Below are 14,597 nucleotides of genomic sequence, written 5' to 3'. Positions count from 1 at the left end.
CGACTGCTCCTAAGGGGGATCGTATTTTCCTGTAGGAGCTGTCGAGCGAAGCGAGGCTGCGATCTTTTCAGACTCAACCCTTCCCTTTGGTCCGAGTCATATTCGGCCCGCCATTCTTCTCCAGATGCTCAATGATGATCCCCGCCACATTCTTCCCGGTAGTGGTTTCAATCCCTTCAAGCCCCGGCGACGAGTTCACTTCCATCACCAGCGGGCCATGATTGGAGCGCAGGATATCCACCCCCGCCACCGCCAACCCCATGACCTTCGCCGCTCGCAACGCAGTCATTCTTTCTTCCGGTGTGATCTTGATCAGGCTCGCACTGCCACCGCGATGCAGGTTGGAGCGAAACTCCCCCGGCTTGGCTTGGCGCTTCATCGCCGCGATCACCTTGTCGCCAACCACGAAACAACGAATGTCCGCTCCGCCGGCTTCCTTGATGTATTCCTGAACCATGATGTTTTGCTTCAGGCCCATGAAGGCCTCAATCACCGATTCCGCTGCCGTGGCTGTTTCACACAGCACCACACCGATGCCCTGAGTGCCTTCCAGCACCTTGATCACCAGCGGCGCGCCGTTGACCATCTCGATCAAGTCGGGAATGTCATCCGGAGAGTGGGCAAAACCGGTGACTGGCAAACCGATCCCCCGGCGCGACAGCAATTGCAGCGACCGCAGTTTGTCTCGCGAACGGGCAATGGCTACCGATTCGTTGAGCGGAAACACCCCCATCATTTCGAATTGGCGCAGCACCGCGCAGCCGTAAAACGTCACCGATGCACCGATCCGCGGGATCACTGCATCGAAACCCTCCAGCGGTTTGCCACGGTAGTGGATCTGCGGCTTGTGGCTGGCAATGTTCATGTAGGCGCGCAGGGTGTCGATCACCACCATTTCATGGCCACGCTCTATACCGGCTTCGACCAGACGACGGGTGGAATACAGACGCGGGTTCCGCGACAGCACAGCGATCTTCATGCAACACCTGTGGAGAAGGTAGATACCGGGAACACCGGCTTGTCTTGTACATATTTGATGCCCGGATTGACCACCAACTGGCCGTCGATCAGGGCTTTGGAACCGAGTAACAGGCGATAACGCATGGACTTGCGGCAGGCAAGGGTGAACTCGACCCGCCAGACCCGATCACCGAGGGCCAGGGTGGTGCTGACCACATAGCGCATCTGCGCATGGCCGTTGGAGCTTTTAATGGTTTTCCTCGTTACCAGCGGGGCTTCGCAGCGCCGGTGCCGCAGTTGCACCACCGTGCCCAGGTGCGCAGTGAAGCGCACCCACTGTTCACCGTCGCGCTCGAACGGCTCGATGTCGGTGGCATGCAGGCTGGAGGTGCTGGCGCCGGTGTCGATTTTTGCCCGAAGGCCAGCGACTCCCAAATCCGGGAGCGCCACCCACTCGCGCAGACCGATAACGGTCAAATGGTCAAATGTCTTCAAAAGTGCTCAACCGGCAAAAACCGCTCAGACCGCGTGCGGCCGAATTCGCGGTATTCACGCAGAATAATGGGTAAAAGGCGACAGATATCTACTGCCCGAATTTCCATCCCTCAATGTGCGGGGGAATGCCTGCATTCTAATCCACAGCGTGGTGATTCATGGCACGACAGAAACGGTAGTACAGTTCATCGATATTTCAGAATGAGGTCATCCAATGGCACAAAAAAGCGAAGAGGACGACAAGGTCCGTCTCGATAAATGGTTGTGGGCCGCGCGTTTTTATAAAACACGTGCCTTGGCCAAGGCCGCGATTGAAAGCGGCAAGGTGCATTGTCGGGGCGAGCGCTGCAAGCCAGGTAAGGAGCCGAGAGTCGGCGATGAGTTTCAGATTCGCACCGGCTTCGAGGAGCGCACGGTGGTGGTCCAGGCGCTGTCAATCGTGCGTCGTGGCGCGCCGGAGGCTCAGGCGCTGTATGCCGAAACCGAAGCCAGCATCGCCAAACGTGAAGCGGCTGCGGCCATGCGCAAGGCCGGGGCGTTGGGCGTGAGCACCGATGGCAAACCAAGCAAGAAGCAGCGCCGGGATCTGTTCAAGTTTCGCGGTAACAGCAACGACGAGTAGTGATCACCGTCGGGCGCAGACTTGCAATCGCGCACCTGTGCAGCCATATGGGTGTACTCGACAGCGGCAAAATGAAAATACCGTTCGTCGAAAACCGAGGTTTGACCTTGCTTGGAACAACCCCGGATTGTTCATAAAATGCCCTTACGGCTGAACTTTTCCCGCCCAAAAATGCGGAAATGACGCGATTTTCATTTTTTGTCACCCTTTCAGATACCCAGACCTATGACCAATCTATCGGATAACGACTACACCCAACGCTTCATCTTCGATGACAGCGACACCCGCGGCGAGCTGGTTGGGTTGGAGCGTAGCTATGCCGAAGTCCTCGCCAAACACGCCTATCCGGAACCGGTCGCGCAATTGCTGGGCGAGCTGATGGCAGCGGCAGCGTTGCTGGTTGGCACCTTGAAGTTCGATGGCTTGCTGATTCTTCAGGCCCGTTCCGAAGGCCCGGTGCCGTTGCTGATGATCGAGTGCTCCAGCGAGCGCGAAATCCGTGGCCTGGCTCGTTACGAAGCCGACCAGATCGCCCCCGACGCGACCCTCGCCGACCTGATGCCCAATGGCGTATTGGCGCTGACTGTCGACCCGACTCAGGGCCAGCGCTATCAGGGCATCGTCGACCTCGACGGCGCGACCCTGTCGGAGTGCTTCACCAATTACTTCGTCATGTCCCAACAGACCAATACCCGCTTCTGGCTCTACGCCGATGGCCGTCGTGCCCGTGGCCTGTTGCTGCAGCAATTGCCTGCCGACCGGCTGAAAGACGAAGAAGAACGCGCCGCCAGCTGGCAACACATCACCACGCTGGGCGGCACGCTGACCGCCGATGAGTTGCTGAGCCTGGACAACGAAACCGTGCTCCATCGCCTCTATCATGAAGAACAGGTACGCCTGTTCGATGTGCAGAAACTACGCTTCCATTGCAGTTGCTCCCGGGAACGCTCGGGCAATGCGCTGGTCAGTTTGGGTCTGGAAGATGCTCAGAAGCTGGTCGTCGAACATGGCGGCCGCATCGAGATCGATTGTCAGTTTTGCAATGAACGTTACCTGTTCGACGCAGCCGATATCACCCAATTGTTTGCGGGTGCAGGGGTCGATACGCCGTCAGATACCCGTCACTAAAACGTTTCAGTGCAGGTAAATTCACTGCTTAACGCCGGAATAACGCCGTTCTGACGGGAGGGCCCTACACTTTTTGGGCTTTTCTGGCATAATCCGGCCCACTTTTTTCGCGGTAGTAGTGCACGACTTTCTACTACAAAACGTTTGGAGCACTCGGCCACTGGCCGACGGGGAACCTCATGACGCAAGCCAATAACGCCGTGTACACCGATCTGAGTGTTGATGATCTGGTTAAAGAAGCCCTGAAGCGCGGTGAAGGCGAGCTTGCCGATACCGGCGCGCTGGTTGTTCGCACCGGTCACCGTACCGGCCGTTCGCCAGTCGATCGTTTCATCGTTGAAGAGCCGACCACCCAGGACGCCATCGCCTGGGGCCCGATCAACCGCAAGTTCCCGGCCGACAAATTCGATGCCCTGTGGGCTCGCGTCGAGGCCTTCAACAACGCGCAAGAGCATTTCGTTTCCCACGTGCACGTAGGTGCTGCCGAAGAGCACTACCTGGCCGTGAAGATGACCACCCAGACTGCCTGGCAGAACCTGTTCGGTCGTTGCCTGTTCATCAACCCGGCCCAGTACAACCCGGCTGGTCGTGAAGAGTGGCAAGTCCTCAACGTCGCCAACTTCGAGTGCGTGCCAGAGCGTGACGGCACCAACTCCGATGGCTGCGTGATCCTCAACTTCGCCCAGAAGAAAGTGCTGATCGCCGGCATGCGCTACGCCGGTGAAATGAAGAAAGCCATGTTCTCGGTGCAGAACTTCCTGCTGCCGGCCGCTGACGTGCTGCCAATGCACTGCGCTGCCAACATCGGTGAAGAAGGCGACGTGACCCTGTTCTTCGGTCTGTCCGGCACCGGCAAGACCACCCTGTCCGCCGACGAAAGCCGTTACCTGATCGGTGACGACGAACACGGCTGGGGCGAGGGCGTGGTGTTCAACATCGAAGGCGGTTGCTATGCCAAGTGCATCGACCTGTCCGAGAAGAACGAGCCGGTCATCTGGAAAGCCATCAAGCACGGCGCAGTCCTGGAAAACGTTGTGCTGGACGACGCCAAGAAGGCTGACTACGCCGACGGCAGCCTGACCCAGAACAGCCGCGCAGCCTACCCGCTGGAGCACGTCGAGAAGCGTTCCGAGAAGAACCTCGGTGGCGAGCCAAACGCTGTGATCTTCCTGACCTGCGACCTGACCGGCGTCCTGCCGCCAGTGTCGATCCTCAGCGAAGAACAAGCGGCCTACCACTTCCTGTCCGGCTACACCGCACTGGTGGGCTCGACCGAAATGGGTTCCGGCAGCGGCATCAAGTCGACCTTCTCCACCTGCTTCGGCGCACCGTTCTTCCCGCGCCCGGCCGGCGAATACGCAGAGCTGCTGATCAAGCGCATCCGCGGCTTCGGCTCCAAGGTCTACCTGGTCAACACCGGCTGGACCGGCGGCGGCTACGGCGTCGGCAAACGCTTCAACATCCCGACCACTCGTGGTGTGATTGCAGCGATCCAGAGCGGCGCGTTGATCGGTGCTGAAACCGAACACCTCGACACTATCAACCTGGACGTGCCACTGGCCGTACCGGGCGTTGAGACTGGCCTGTTGAACCCACGTAACACCTGGGCTGACAAGGCTGCTTACGATGAAGCCGCTAAAGCACTGGCTGGGTTGTTTGTTGAGAACTTCAAGAAGTTCGATGTGAGCGACGCGATCAAGGCTGCTGGGCCGAAGTTGTAAGGCTTGGATTTAGCGAATGAAAAAGCCGCCCTTTGAGGGCGGCTTTTTTGTGGGCGCGATTCGGACCATCAGAAATACAACTGCCATTATTCCAGCTGAAAAAGCCTTAAACAGCCAGAATAATGCCACTTACGCGTTCGAGCAGATGCCTTCCAACTTCTCAGTGTCCCACCGTTGCGCCTTGATCGCTCGGTAGAGCATGCCAATAGTCAGCGGCACCTTGTCACCACGCCCCTTCGCCCGACGCTTGAGAAACACATCAAACCCTTCCGGCTGAAAGTATCGATACGCGTCGTAATCCACGAAGTCGATCCCGAACTGCTCCTCCAGCGCTTCCATCAGCTGCCGCGCATCCACGCCGTCACAGCCCAGGTCAAAATTGATCGAGGTGGTGAGGCTGATGATTTTGCGTTCGGGCAGGCCGAGTTCTTCGTGCAGCAGCTGCATGAGCAGGTGCATGGCGTGGTCGTCGGGGAAGTTGGGGCGAGGTTCATGGTGCTGTCCGTGGAGTGCATGCGATGGGGGATGATTGCATGGACTTGAGCGTGGCGGCATTCGAATGGCTCAATCGTTTCAGAGTCTGTTACAACTTTGGGAAGTCTCCTACGCCACGTCCTACATCTTCGTTTTTTTGCATTTGTTAGCGTGAGAGCCTTTGCGTCAGATAGTGCGCGTGGGTGATGCATGGGTGTAGTGCTGTTACAAAAATGCCTTGACTATGAAAGTTTACGCATGCGACAAGTGTCCACGTTTTATGGAATGTGGACACTTGGAGTGATTGGGGTCATGAAGAGTCAAGATATTTTTCTTCTGTTCAAAATGGTCAGTCTCCACGCCCAGGAAGAGGGCTTCCAAATGGGGGGGCCAGTTTCGACGCCCGCTATCGGCAGTGCACCGATCCCTAACGTAGGTTTCGCCCTGAATGTGTCTGGAGCAGGGCATGGTGCTTTCGCTGATTCAAAATTCGAGGCTGCTTCTGCCGGCCCTACAGAGCAGGAGCAGTACCCGGATTGGGGGTTATTCGGTTCGAACACGGCCGAATGGGGTATGCAGTCGCTGGCAGATTGGGAAGGGTGGGATGAACCTGCGCCGGAAACTCCGATTACCAGTTGGGCCGAGTGCTATTCACTCAGAGCCCTTTCATCCTCACTAGGAGTTAGCAAGAGTGAGGTATCAAATTCGATTGCTCGTTGCCGCGAAGCGGGACTTCTGACCAATGATTTTGAAACCTCTCTGCCGAAGGTCAATCGTCGAGCGTTGCTGGGTATTGCAGAGCATGCGCTCAAATATTTTTTCCCTGTGAAACTGGGTGCAATTGTCCGTGGCATCCCGACGGGCTTTGCCGCGCCGGCGCTGTCCAGGCACCTTAAAAGCGCAGGTGATCTGATTCCCGTCTGGCCCGATCCGATCGGTAGTGAGAGAGGTCAAGCCATTGAGCCTCTGTACAAGACTGTGCCTGATGCCGTGAAGAAGGACCGGACGCTTTATCACTATCTGGCGCTTGTTGATGCGGTAAGGGTTGGAGGACCAAGGGAGAGCAAAGTAGCCATTAACTTGCTGAAGGCAGGTATGGGTTTATGAGTGCGAATGCTGACCACAACTACCAGATGATTGAGTTCGTCGCGCAGGGATTGGGGGATGAGTTTTTATCGGAAGTGGCCTTTGTTGGCGGGTGCACAACCGCAATGCTGGTCACAGATGAAGCTGTGCTCGACGATATTCGATTCACCGATGACGTTGACTTGGTGATTGAACTTGCGGGCATTCCAGCCTGGGAGAAGTTAACGCAGCGCTTGGCCGCTAAGGGCTTCAAAATCACAGGAGAGGATGAGGTTAATTGCCGATTCCGGTTCAACGACATCATTGTCGATGTGATGCCGTCAGATGCGGTGGTGCTTGGCTATGCCAACCGCTGGTTCGTAGAGGGACTCGCTCACGCGGTGACGTTCGTGTTACCAGGCGGGACAGCCATTAAGATTTTCAAGCCACCCTATTTCCTGGCCACCAAGCTTGAAGCCTTCAGCGGTCGTGGCGAAGGAGATCCGTATCACAAGGATGTGGAGGATATCGTCATTTTAATCGACGGTCGGCCGGAGCTATTGGAAGAGGTTTTTAGCGCTGATGCTGAGCTAGTGCAGTTCATTGCCAGTGGTGTCGGGGACCTGACCAAACTCAATGGCATTGACTATGCGATTCAAAGCTCAAGCTCCGTGAGAGCCAACCCGGAACGCGGCAAGCTCATTTTTCAACGTATGAAAGATTTGAGCCGACTAGGATGATCTACGCGACCAGATCCGTAAAAGGGCAGGCCAGGGAAGAAAATCGCGATTACGCTGATGCAGTGTTCGATGGGGTCAGAGGCTTATTCGTTATTGTGGACGGCACATCGAAGGCCGGTAGCGGTCAACTTGCCCAAGGGTTGGTTCAGAGACTGATGGACACCTATCAGTCGAGAGTCGAGCAGGGAAGCGGCGACGATACTCATGAGTTGGCTACGCAGTTGATTCGGTCAGTGCTCACTGATTTGCATGCCCCTCTATTTTCTGAGCTCTGCGGATCAACCAGCTACTTGGTGGCAGTTGTCGCAAACGGCTTGCTGACGATTGCTTACGAGGGTGACTGCGGCTGCGGGATAGTTGATGCGAGGATGGGCATAGAGTGGATAACGACGCCTCATTGCCTGGCCAATTGGAAGCGCGACCGATCACACCGCGAGCTGGCGTGCGATCCAGCGCGTAACCGGATTACTCGAAGCTACAAAATAGGCAAAACGCCTGATCCGGAGATCGTGATTCGAAATGCTCTGGCAGGTGAGCGGCTAGTTTTTGCTACGGACGGTTTCTGGGCCGATATGAGCGAGGCTTTCCAGGCTGAGGTTTTGAGGACTCCTGAAATTGCTATCACTGACATGGACGATGACGTTACCTGGATTGACGTTCGTTTATAGATGTCTCCGGTTTAAAACGTAAAGGATGTCTCCGGTTTCTACCCAGGCAAGCCAGCTCCCTCAAGGGTGTGGCTTGCCTGTTGGTGCTTTACGTCAGGCAGGGGCTTTCCAGTTCATCATGCGTTGCTGGGCGACTTGTAGCAGGTCACAGCCGTCCTGGGTTAACAGGAAGAGCGCGTGGGTGATGTGGGGAATGTCTTCGACGTCGCCGTGTTTGAAGCAAACGCAGTGCAAGGTTTTGAGGAGATCGCTGGACGCTCGGATGCGCTGGAGGGCGGCTTCGAGGATGTCTTGGGGGTTGGCCTCTGTGTCGATGATCAGGGGCGGGGAATCGGTGAGGTTGGATTGGAGCGGGCGGTAGCGTTCGATTGTGAACTGATCCCAGCTATTCATTGTTAGTTATCTCTGAATGTATCGGAAGAACCGCCGCTACCGTGACCAAGCGGTGGAGGCGGACTGTGTTCAGGTTGGTCAAACCGGCAGAGATAACCCGGCACGCCGAGGCGTCCCAAACACAGCCGCCATAAAGCGTGCCGACAAAAAAGATGTCGGCAGCATACAAGGGCATGCGTCAGTTATCTCTGTTTTTCGGGTGACCAAACCCAAGCCGCTGATTTGGCAGCGACAGTCACGACTATAGGGGGTGAGCTGCGGGCAGCGATAGCCGACAAGGAGCCTTCTCTTGTAGGAACGGGATGAAGCTTTGATAGGCCGTTGCTGACGGACTTATCCCTTCCGCAATTTCTCTCGTTTAATTGCCATCACGTGTTTGACTTCTTCATTGGGAATGCAGGGACCAGGGTCGTCGAGGCTGGCTTGTACTTGCGCTCTGAACCATGTGTCGCAGGCCGCTTTATCGAGTTGTCGTTGAGCATCGGATGTTTCGTTTTTCATCAGGCATACCGCGTTATCGTTCATCGCGGGCAAGCCCGGCTCCCACAGGGATCTTCATGTGGGTCTGGATTTGTTTTCTGGCATCAATTGGTAGTGATTCTCGGCAATCGCTGCCGGGCAACTTCAAGCAATTCGTGACCATCCTGGGTCAGCAGGTACAGCGCACTGACGATGTTCGGAATGTCTTTCACGTCAGCCTGTTTGAAGCACAGGCAATAAAGTGTTTCGAGCAGGTCGCTGGCGGCGCGGATGCGTTGCTGGGCGGCGTCGAGAATCTCGTGAGGATTGGCTTGGGTGTCGATGACCAGCACGGGGGTTTCGCTGTAGCTGGTTTTGAGCGGGCGATAGCGGTTGGTTAACGGTTGGAACGTGTTCATCGAGGTCAGTCCTGTGGGAAATCGGGCAGGCTCGCCGGCGGGCCGACACAGTGTTTTCAGCCGCGTCGGAAACTATAGAGGGCGGCGGCGAGGCGTCGCAATAAGACGTAAATGGACGGGTTTTGTAGGGGGTTTACCGGCGCTATCGACCTTTGCCTACGCACGTTCCGACTATTTTTTAAGCTTTTCCCCCCAGAGGTCGATATTCCTACGGGATTGTCAGGCGTGGCGCACTGAACCTCCGTTGGGTGCGCGCCAGATTTTGTAGGACGTTTCGAAGCGTCTGAGTCGACTCTTAAAGGGAATTAGGTATGCAATGGCTACGTATGGCCTCGATTTTATTGTTGTGGGCTGGTGCTTGTCGGATGGCGGGCGCTGCTGACGTCGTTCATTCGCTGGTCCTCGCCAACATGGACCGCAACGGTTGGCCACAGGCGCTGACCACTCAGGCAAACGTCGACACTGCATCCCGCGCCGAGGTGTTGATGGTAGGCAAGGCGCTGCTGGCCAGCGAAGCGCTGGACGAACAGGGTCTGAAACAGCGGCTGGGTGTGCCGGCTGTGAAGCTCAAATCGGTCAGGCAAGTGCGTGAGGGGTTGTGGGATCGGTTGCTGGTCACCTACCACAACGCCAGCCAGAACTGTGACGGCGAACCTTTCTGCCCCCGTGTGCGAAGTGTCGCGGATTTGCGTCAGTTGGCGGCGGCGTTCACGGGCGAAATCAGCCCGGCTTATGCAGTTTGGGCGAGCAAGAGCCGGATGTTTCATGAGCAGGCGCTGGATGAGCAGTTGCGGGTGGCAGTGTTGGTGCCCTGATTTTGTATTAATTTTTTATTGATGTTTTTTGGGTGATGTTGCTGGCCTCTTCGCGAGCAAGCCCGCTCCCACAGTTGACCGCGTTCTTACGTAGGAACTCGGTCTAATGTGGGAGCGGGCTTGCTCGCGAAAACGATCTGCCAGCCGCCCCATTCCCTGCGCCGTGCAGTCTCCCCGACCTATCCGCTGTATCATCCAGTATCGTTTTTACCCCCGACCTTTTCTCGACTCGCTGCGTTCGCCGGCTAGGCTTTGGGCTTCGCAGCGGTCAACGGAGTGACAGCTTATGCACAACACCCTGGAACAGGTTTTCGGTTACCCACAGTTTCGACCCGGCCAGGAGGCGGCGGTCAGTGCTGTGTTGGCCGGGCGCTCGGCGGCGGCGATTTTCCCGACCGGTTCGGGCAAGTCCCTTTGCTATCAACTGCCGGCCTTGTTGCTGCCGCACCTGACGTTGGTGGTCTCGCCTTTGCTGGCGTTGATGCAGGATCAGTTAGCGTTCTTGCAGCGCCACGGCATTGCGGCGGGCAGTATCGATTCGGCCCAGAGCCGCGATGACGCCAGCGATGTAATGGCCCGGGCAAAGTCCGGCGAGCTGAAGATTCTGATGATTTCCGTGGAGCGTCTGAAGAACGAGCGCTTCCGCCATTTTTTGCAGCAGGTGCCGATCTCGCTGCTGGTGGTGGACGAGGCCCACTGCATCTCTGAATGGGGCCATAACTTTCGGCCCGATTACCTCAAGCTGCCGGACTACCAACGCCAGTTCAACATTCCTCAGGCGCTGCTGCTGACCGCCACCGCGACACCCAAGGTGATCGCCGACATGCAGGCTAAATTCGCCATCGCCCCTGAGGATGTGGTGACGACCGGTTTCTACCGCCCCAACCTCAATCTGTTGGTGGAACCGGTACGCGGCCAGGACAAGCGACGACGCCTTGTCGAGTGGATGAGCCAGCGTCCCGGCCAGCCGAGTATCGTCTACGTCACCCTGCAGAAAACCGCTGAGCACATTGCCGAGCATCTGACCCGCAGCGGCATTCAGGCGGAGGCCTATCACGCCGGTTTGCCCCATGAGCAACGCGAAGCAATCCAGCGGCGGTTCATGGGTGGGCAATCCAATTGCATCGTCGCCACCATTGCCTTCGGCATGGGCATCGATAAAAGCGATATCCGCAACGTGGTGCATTTCGACCTGCCTAAATCCATCGAAAACTACAGCCAGGAAATCGGTCGCGCCGGGCGTGACGGGCAGCCATCCGATTGCCTGGTGCTGGCCAACCGCGACAGCCTCAACGTGCTGGAAAACTTCGTCTACGGCGACACGCCGGAACGGGACGGCATTCGTTGCGTGCTCGACGAGTTGCAAGCCACTGCGCCCGAGGGGCAATGGGAGTTTCTGCTGGGACCTTTGGCCGATCAGAGCAACATTCGCCAGTTACCGCTCAAGACTTTGCTGGTGCAGCTGGAACTGCGCGCAATGATCGCCCCGCGTTATGCCTATTACGCCGAGTACCGCTTCAAGTATTTGCAGGAACCCGAAGCATTGCTTGCCCGATTTGAAGGTGAGCGAAAGGACTTCGTCTCGGCGATCATCCAGACCTCCAGTCGCGCACGGACCTGGGCCACGGTGAATTTCGATGCGCTGTATGAGCAGTATTCCGCCGAGCGCAGTCGGGTGGTCAAGGCGCTGGATTATTTCCAGGAAAAGGGCTGGGTCGAGGTTGAAAGCAAGCAGATGACCGAGGTCTACAGCCTGCTGCAAGCGGACTTTGATTCCCAAACCCTGAGCGCTGAATTGCACGCCTACTTCACCCAACACGAGCGCACCGAGATCGCTCGGATTCACGCCATGCTCGATCTGTTCGCGACTGACCACTGCCTGGGCTATCGCCTGGCGGAGTACTTCGGCGACGAAAACGCACCGAAGCAGTGCGGGCATTGTTCCGTGTGTCACGGCCATGTGGCACGGCTGCCAGCGCCACCGGAATTGCCGGCGCTTGTGGATAAAAGTTTCGAGGCGCTGTGTGCTGATTTTATCCACAAGCACGAGCAGCACACGGGGAGTGCTCCATCGGCAGAGCGCGTCACGCGGTTTCTGTGTGGGATCAGCGTGCCGCTGTTTACCAAGCTCAAGGCGCGCTCGATTCCGGGGTTTGCGGCGTTGGAGGATTATCCGTATGGCGACGTGCGCGACTGGTCCCAGTCGCACCTGCCAAGCTGAAGCACCGTCAATGTGGGAGCGGGCTTGCTCGCGAAGGGGCCATCACATTCAACATTGATGTTGCCTGACACACCGCTTTCGCGAGCAAGCCCGCTCCCACAGGGATATCGGTGTTTTTGAACGCACATCCATCCCCTGAATGTCGCTCATCACAGGAATAAATTTCAAAAAAGCCCGGCGCCTGACTATGGTGAGGACTGTCTTTGGATCGCTAACAAGAGAACAACCATGAGCCAGACACCGTTCGATATTCAGCGCGCCGCCGTGATCGGCGCCGGCACCATGGGCCGTGGCATTGTCATGTGCCTGGCCAACGCCGGGGTGCCGGTGCAATGGGTCGATAACAATCCGCAGATGCTTGAGCAGGCACTGACCAGCGTGGCTGAGACTTACGCCCACAACGTGCGTCAGGGACGGATCGTTCAGGCCGAGGCGGATGCGCGCATTGCACGGGTGACGGCGGCTGCCGATTACGCGGCGATCCGCGATGTCGATCTGGTCATCGAAGCGGTTTACGAAAACCTCGAGCTGAAGCAGAAAATCTTCCGCGAACTCGACGGCCTGCTCAAACCTGAAGCGATTCTGGCCAGCAATACCTCAGCGCTGGACATTGACGCCATCGCCGCTGTCACTCGCCGTCCGCAACAGGTCCTGGGCCTGCATTTCTTCAGCCCGGCGCACATCATGAAATTGTTGGAGATCGTGCGCGGCGCCCAGACGGCGCCAGCGGTGCTTGAAGCGTCACTAGAGCTGGGCAAGCGCATGGGCAAGGTCAGCGTGGTGTCGGGCAACTGCCACGGTTTCATTGGCAACCGCATGCTGCATCCCTACGTACTCGAAGCGCGCAAGATGCTGCTGGAGGGCGCTTTGCCTTATCAGGTAGATGCGGCGCTGCAAGGTTTTGGTTTCGCCATGGGGCCGTTCCGCATGTACGACGTGGTTGGCATCGACCTGGAATGGCGTGCTCGGGAGCTGGCTGGCAAAGGCCAGGATGCCCCGGAAGTTCAAGTGGACAACCGCTTGTGCGAGCTGGGGCGTTTCGGTCAGAAGAGTGGCGACGGGTATTACCACTACGAACCGGGCAGTCGCCAGGCTGAGCATGATGTGGACGTCGATGCGCTGGTGCTGGAAGTTAGCGAGGGGTTGGGGTTCCAGCGTCGTGAGATCGGCCCTGAAGAGGTTCTGGAGCGTTGTTTGCTGGCGCTGGTCAACGAAGGGGCGAAGATTCTTCAGGAAGGTATCGCGACGTCGGCGCACGACATCGATCTGGTCTATCTCAACGGTTATGGCTTCCCGGCGGACAAGGGCGGGCCGATGGCCTGGGCGGATCAGCAAGGGTTGGAAGATATTCATCTGCGGTTGTTGCAGCTCGAGACCAAGCAGGGCGATCACTGGGCGCCGGCGCGGTTGATTGGTGAGCTGGCGGCAGAGGGGCGAGGGTTCGCTGACGTGTGATTTTATGTGGCGTCTGTGAAGGACCCTTCGCGAGCAAGCCCGCTCCCACACTGGATCTCAGGCGTACACAAAACCTGTGTCCAATAAAGATTGAATGTGGGAGCGGGCTTGCTCGCGAAGAACGATAACGCGGTTTTCGTTTTAGACTCGCTGTTCAACTCCAGGAACCAACACTGATGTCCAACCCGATGCCCCAACGCACCGACTACCCGCACTTCCAGCCCATCACCACTCGCTGGCACGACAATGACACCTACGGTCACGTCAACAATGTCACCTACTACAGTTTTTTCGATACGGCGGTAAACACCTACCTGATCGAAGTCGGTGGCCTGGATATCCATGACGGCGAGGTGGTGGGGTTTGTGGTGAGTTCGGCCTGCGACTACTTTGCCTCTATCGCTTTCCCGGACCGGATCGAAATCGGCCTGCGGGTCGGCAAGTTGGGCAACAGCTCGGTGCAGTACGAATTGGCGGTGTTCAAGGCAGGTGAAGATGACGCCTGTGCGGCGGGGCGCTTCGTGCATGTGTTTGTGGATCGGACCACGAATCAACCGGTGGCAATTCCTGCCGGATTGCGCGGGGCGTTGGAGCGACTGGCGATCTGAGAGGCAAAAAAAATCGCAGCCCGAGGGCTGCGATTTTTTGATCTACCGGTAAACGAGGCGATTCAAGCCTCAGTCGCGATAGCGATGTTTATGCTTGCGATGGCCATAGGCATGACCACGACCTGGATGGCCGCGACGGTAGTAACCACGATCGTCATCATCATAACCACGACGATAGCGACGATCATCGTCGTCATCGCTCTTGTTACCCATGTAGTTACCCAGCGCGCCACCGGCGCCGCCGCCTGCTGCGGAACCGATCAGGCTGCCGGTGGTGCCGCCCATGCTGCGGCCGACCACGTTACCGCCTGCTGCGCCCAGCGCACCGCCAATGGCGGCTTCGCCACGGCTGGG

Annotated in this window: 17 protein-coding genes; 10 read left to right on the top strand and 7 right to left on the bottom strand. The window is 57.5% G+C overall.

The annotated features are described in order from the left end of the window. Positions 1-73: 73 nt before the first annotated feature. Both rimK and rimB read right to left on the bottom strand, forming a co-directional pair. Entirely contained in the window at positions 74-979 is a 906-nt protein-coding gene (gene rimK, locus PMI36_RS00460; protein ID WP_007903081.1) for a 30S ribosomal protein S6--L-glutamate ligase, read from the bottom strand. Then, positions 976-1,455, bottom strand: coding sequence for a retropepsin-like aspartic endopeptidase RimB (gene rimB, locus PMI36_RS00465; RefSeq protein ID WP_007903080.1), 480 nt, complete (start codon positions 1,453-1,455; stop codon positions 976-978). The genes rimK and rimB overlap by 4 nt, the downstream gene beginning before the upstream one ends. Positions 1,456-1,669: 214 nt before the next feature. On the opposite strand from rimB, the gene PMI36_RS00470 reads away from it, so the two are divergent. The 3 genes from PMI36_RS00470 (at position 1,670) to PMI36_RS00480 (ending at position 4,926) form a co-directional block, all read left to right on the top strand. Beyond that, the gene (locus PMI36_RS00470; RefSeq protein ID WP_007903079.1) at positions 1,670-2,077 is read left to right on the top strand and encodes an RNA-binding S4 domain-containing protein; all 408 of its coding nucleotides are present in this window, start codon (positions 1,670-1,672) and stop codon (positions 2,075-2,077) included. 225 nt (positions 2,078-2,302) lie between these two features. Then, on the top strand, positions 2,303-3,205 hold the full coding sequence (hslO, locus tag PMI36_RS00475) for an Hsp33 family molecular chaperone HslO (RefSeq protein WP_007903074.1): 903 nt from the start codon (positions 2,303-2,305) through the stop codon (positions 3,203-3,205). Between the two features lie 179 nt (positions 3,206-3,384). Next, the gene (locus PMI36_RS00480; protein WP_007903072.1) at positions 3,385-4,926 is read left to right on the top strand and encodes a phosphoenolpyruvate carboxykinase; all 1,542 of its coding nucleotides are present in this window, start codon (positions 3,385-3,387) and stop codon (positions 4,924-4,926) included. A gap of 129 nt (positions 4,927-5,055) precedes the next feature. Here the strand turns inward: PMI36_RS00480 and PMI36_RS00485 are convergent, their stop codons facing one another. Beyond that, positions 5,056-5,385, bottom strand: coding sequence for a DUF1493 family protein (locus tag PMI36_RS00485; RefSeq protein WP_008076556.1), 330 nt, complete (start codon positions 5,383-5,385; stop codon positions 5,056-5,058). A gap of 327 nt (positions 5,386-5,712) precedes the next feature. Here PMI36_RS00485 and PMI36_RS00490 point away from each other — a divergent pair, with 327 nt between their 5' ends. The 3 genes from PMI36_RS00490 to PMI36_RS00500 are packed head-to-tail and all read left to right on the top strand — an operon-like array spanning position 5,713 to position 7,873. Continuing rightward, a complete protein-coding gene (locus PMI36_RS00490; protein WP_032830783.1) occupies positions 5,713-6,507 on the top strand; it encodes a hypothetical protein in 795 nt (264 codons plus the stop codon). Continuing rightward, complete coding sequence (locus PMI36_RS00495) at positions 6,504-7,205, top strand: hypothetical protein (RefSeq protein ID WP_008076549.1); 702 nt, start codon at positions 6,504-6,506, stop codon at positions 7,203-7,205. Before PMI36_RS00490 ends, PMI36_RS00495 begins: the two co-directional genes overlap by 4 nt. Further along, on the top strand, positions 7,202-7,873 hold the full coding sequence (locus PMI36_RS00500; RefSeq protein WP_008076548.1) for a PP2C family protein-serine/threonine phosphatase: 672 nt from the start codon (positions 7,202-7,204) through the stop codon (positions 7,871-7,873). The genes PMI36_RS00495 and PMI36_RS00500 overlap by 4 nt, the downstream gene beginning before the upstream one ends. 93 nt (positions 7,874-7,966) lie before the next feature. Here PMI36_RS00500 and PMI36_RS00505 read toward each other — a convergent pair whose 3' ends face one another. From PMI36_RS00505 to PMI36_RS00510, 3 genes are all read right to left on the bottom strand, one after another. Next, on the bottom strand, positions 7,967-8,266 hold the full coding sequence (locus PMI36_RS00505; RefSeq protein ID WP_008076547.1) for a hypothetical protein: 300 nt from the start codon (positions 8,264-8,266) through the stop codon (positions 7,967-7,969). A 333-nt stretch (positions 8,267-8,599) separates the two neighbouring features. Next, positions 8,600-8,767: an antitoxin PaaA2 family protein gene (locus PMI36_RS32340; RefSeq protein ID WP_338010028.1), complete on the bottom strand. Its 168-nt coding sequence runs from the start codon at positions 8,765-8,767 to the stop codon at positions 8,600-8,602. Between the two features lie 83 nt (positions 8,768-8,850). Next, complete coding sequence (locus tag PMI36_RS00510; protein WP_008076544.1) at positions 8,851-9,144, bottom strand: hypothetical protein; 294 nt, start codon at positions 9,142-9,144, stop codon at positions 8,851-8,853. A gap of 311 nt (positions 9,145-9,455) precedes the next feature. Between PMI36_RS00510 and PMI36_RS00515 the strand changes: the two genes are divergently transcribed. The 4 genes from PMI36_RS00515 (at position 9,456) to PMI36_RS00530 (ending at position 14,243) form a co-directional block, all read left to right on the top strand. Next, on the top strand, positions 9,456-9,959 hold the full coding sequence (locus PMI36_RS00515) for a hypothetical protein (RefSeq protein ID WP_008076542.1): 504 nt from the start codon (positions 9,456-9,458) through the stop codon (positions 9,957-9,959). A gap of 286 nt (positions 9,960-10,245) precedes the next feature. After that, on the top strand, positions 10,246-12,180 hold the full coding sequence (locus PMI36_RS00520; protein WP_008076540.1) for a RecQ family ATP-dependent DNA helicase: 1,935 nt from the start codon (positions 10,246-10,248) through the stop codon (positions 12,178-12,180). Positions 12,181-12,408: 228 nt separating this feature from the next. After that, complete coding sequence (locus PMI36_RS00525; RefSeq protein WP_008076538.1) at positions 12,409-13,635, top strand: 3-hydroxyacyl-CoA dehydrogenase; 1,227 nt, start codon at positions 12,409-12,411, stop codon at positions 13,633-13,635. A gap of 176 nt (positions 13,636-13,811) precedes the next feature. After that, the gene (locus tag PMI36_RS00530) at positions 13,812-14,243 is read left to right on the top strand and encodes an acyl-CoA thioesterase (protein ID WP_008076536.1); all 432 of its coding nucleotides are present in this window, start codon (positions 13,812-13,814) and stop codon (positions 14,241-14,243) included. Between the two features lie 69 nt (positions 14,244-14,312). On the opposite strand, the gene PMI36_RS00535 is transcribed toward PMI36_RS00530, so the two are convergent. Further along, on the bottom strand, positions 14,313-14,597 hold a 285-nt coding region (locus tag PMI36_RS00535; RefSeq protein ID WP_008076534.1), incomplete at its 5' end, for a glycine zipper domain-containing protein.

This window comes from Pseudomonas sp. GM79 (assembly GCF_000282495.1).
Taxonomy (GTDB): Bacteria; Pseudomonadota; Gammaproteobacteria; order Pseudomonadales; family Pseudomonadaceae; genus Aquipseudomonas.
The sequence above is the reverse complement of the archived record's forward strand: the minus strand, read 5'-3'. Positions and strand labels throughout refer to the sequence as shown.

Coding starts and splice junctions, on each gene's coding strand:
- rimK (WP_007903081.1), bottom strand. CDS start 979: ATGAAGATCGCTGTGCTGTCGCGGAACCCGCGTCTGTATTCCACCCGT.
- PMI36_RS00470 (WP_007903079.1), top strand. CDS start 1,670: ATGGCACAAAAAAGCGAAGAGGACGACAAGGTCCGTCTCGATAAATGG.
- hslO (WP_007903074.1), top strand. CDS start 2,303: ATGACCAATCTATCGGATAACGACTACACCCAACGCTTCATCTTCGAT.
- PMI36_RS00480 (WP_007903072.1), top strand. CDS start 3,385: ATGACGCAAGCCAATAACGCCGTGTACACCGATCTGAGTGTTGATGAT.
- PMI36_RS00485 (WP_008076556.1), bottom strand. CDS start 5,385: ATGCACCTGCTCATGCAGCTGCTGCACGAAGAACTCGGCCTGCCCGAA.
- PMI36_RS00490 (WP_032830783.1), top strand. CDS start 5,713: ATGAAGAGTCAAGATATTTTTCTTCTGTTCAAAATGGTCAGTCTCCAC.
- PMI36_RS00495 (WP_008076549.1), top strand. CDS start 6,504: ATGAGTGCGAATGCTGACCACAACTACCAGATGATTGAGTTCGTCGCG.
- PMI36_RS00500 (WP_008076548.1), top strand. CDS start 7,202: ATGATCTACGCGACCAGATCCGTAAAAGGGCAGGCCAGGGAAGAAAAT.
- PMI36_RS00505 (WP_008076547.1), bottom strand. CDS start 8,266: ATGAATAGCTGGGATCAGTTCACAATCGAACGCTACCGCCCGCTCCAA.
- PMI36_RS32340 (WP_338010028.1), bottom strand. CDS start 8,767: ATGAAAAACGAAACATCCGATGCTCAACGACAACTCGATAAAGCGGCC.
- PMI36_RS00510 (WP_008076544.1), bottom strand. CDS start 9,144: ATGAACACGTTCCAACCGTTAACCAACCGCTATCGCCCGCTCAAAACC.
- PMI36_RS00515 (WP_008076542.1), top strand. CDS start 9,456: ATGCAATGGCTACGTATGGCCTCGATTTTATTGTTGTGGGCTGGTGCT.
- PMI36_RS00520 (WP_008076540.1), top strand. CDS start 10,246: ATGCACAACACCCTGGAACAGGTTTTCGGTTACCCACAGTTTCGACCC.
- PMI36_RS00525 (WP_008076538.1), top strand. CDS start 12,409: ATGAGCCAGACACCGTTCGATATTCAGCGCGCCGCCGTGATCGGCGCC.
- PMI36_RS00530 (WP_008076536.1), top strand. CDS start 13,812: ATGTCCAACCCGATGCCCCAACGCACCGACTACCCGCACTTCCAGCCC.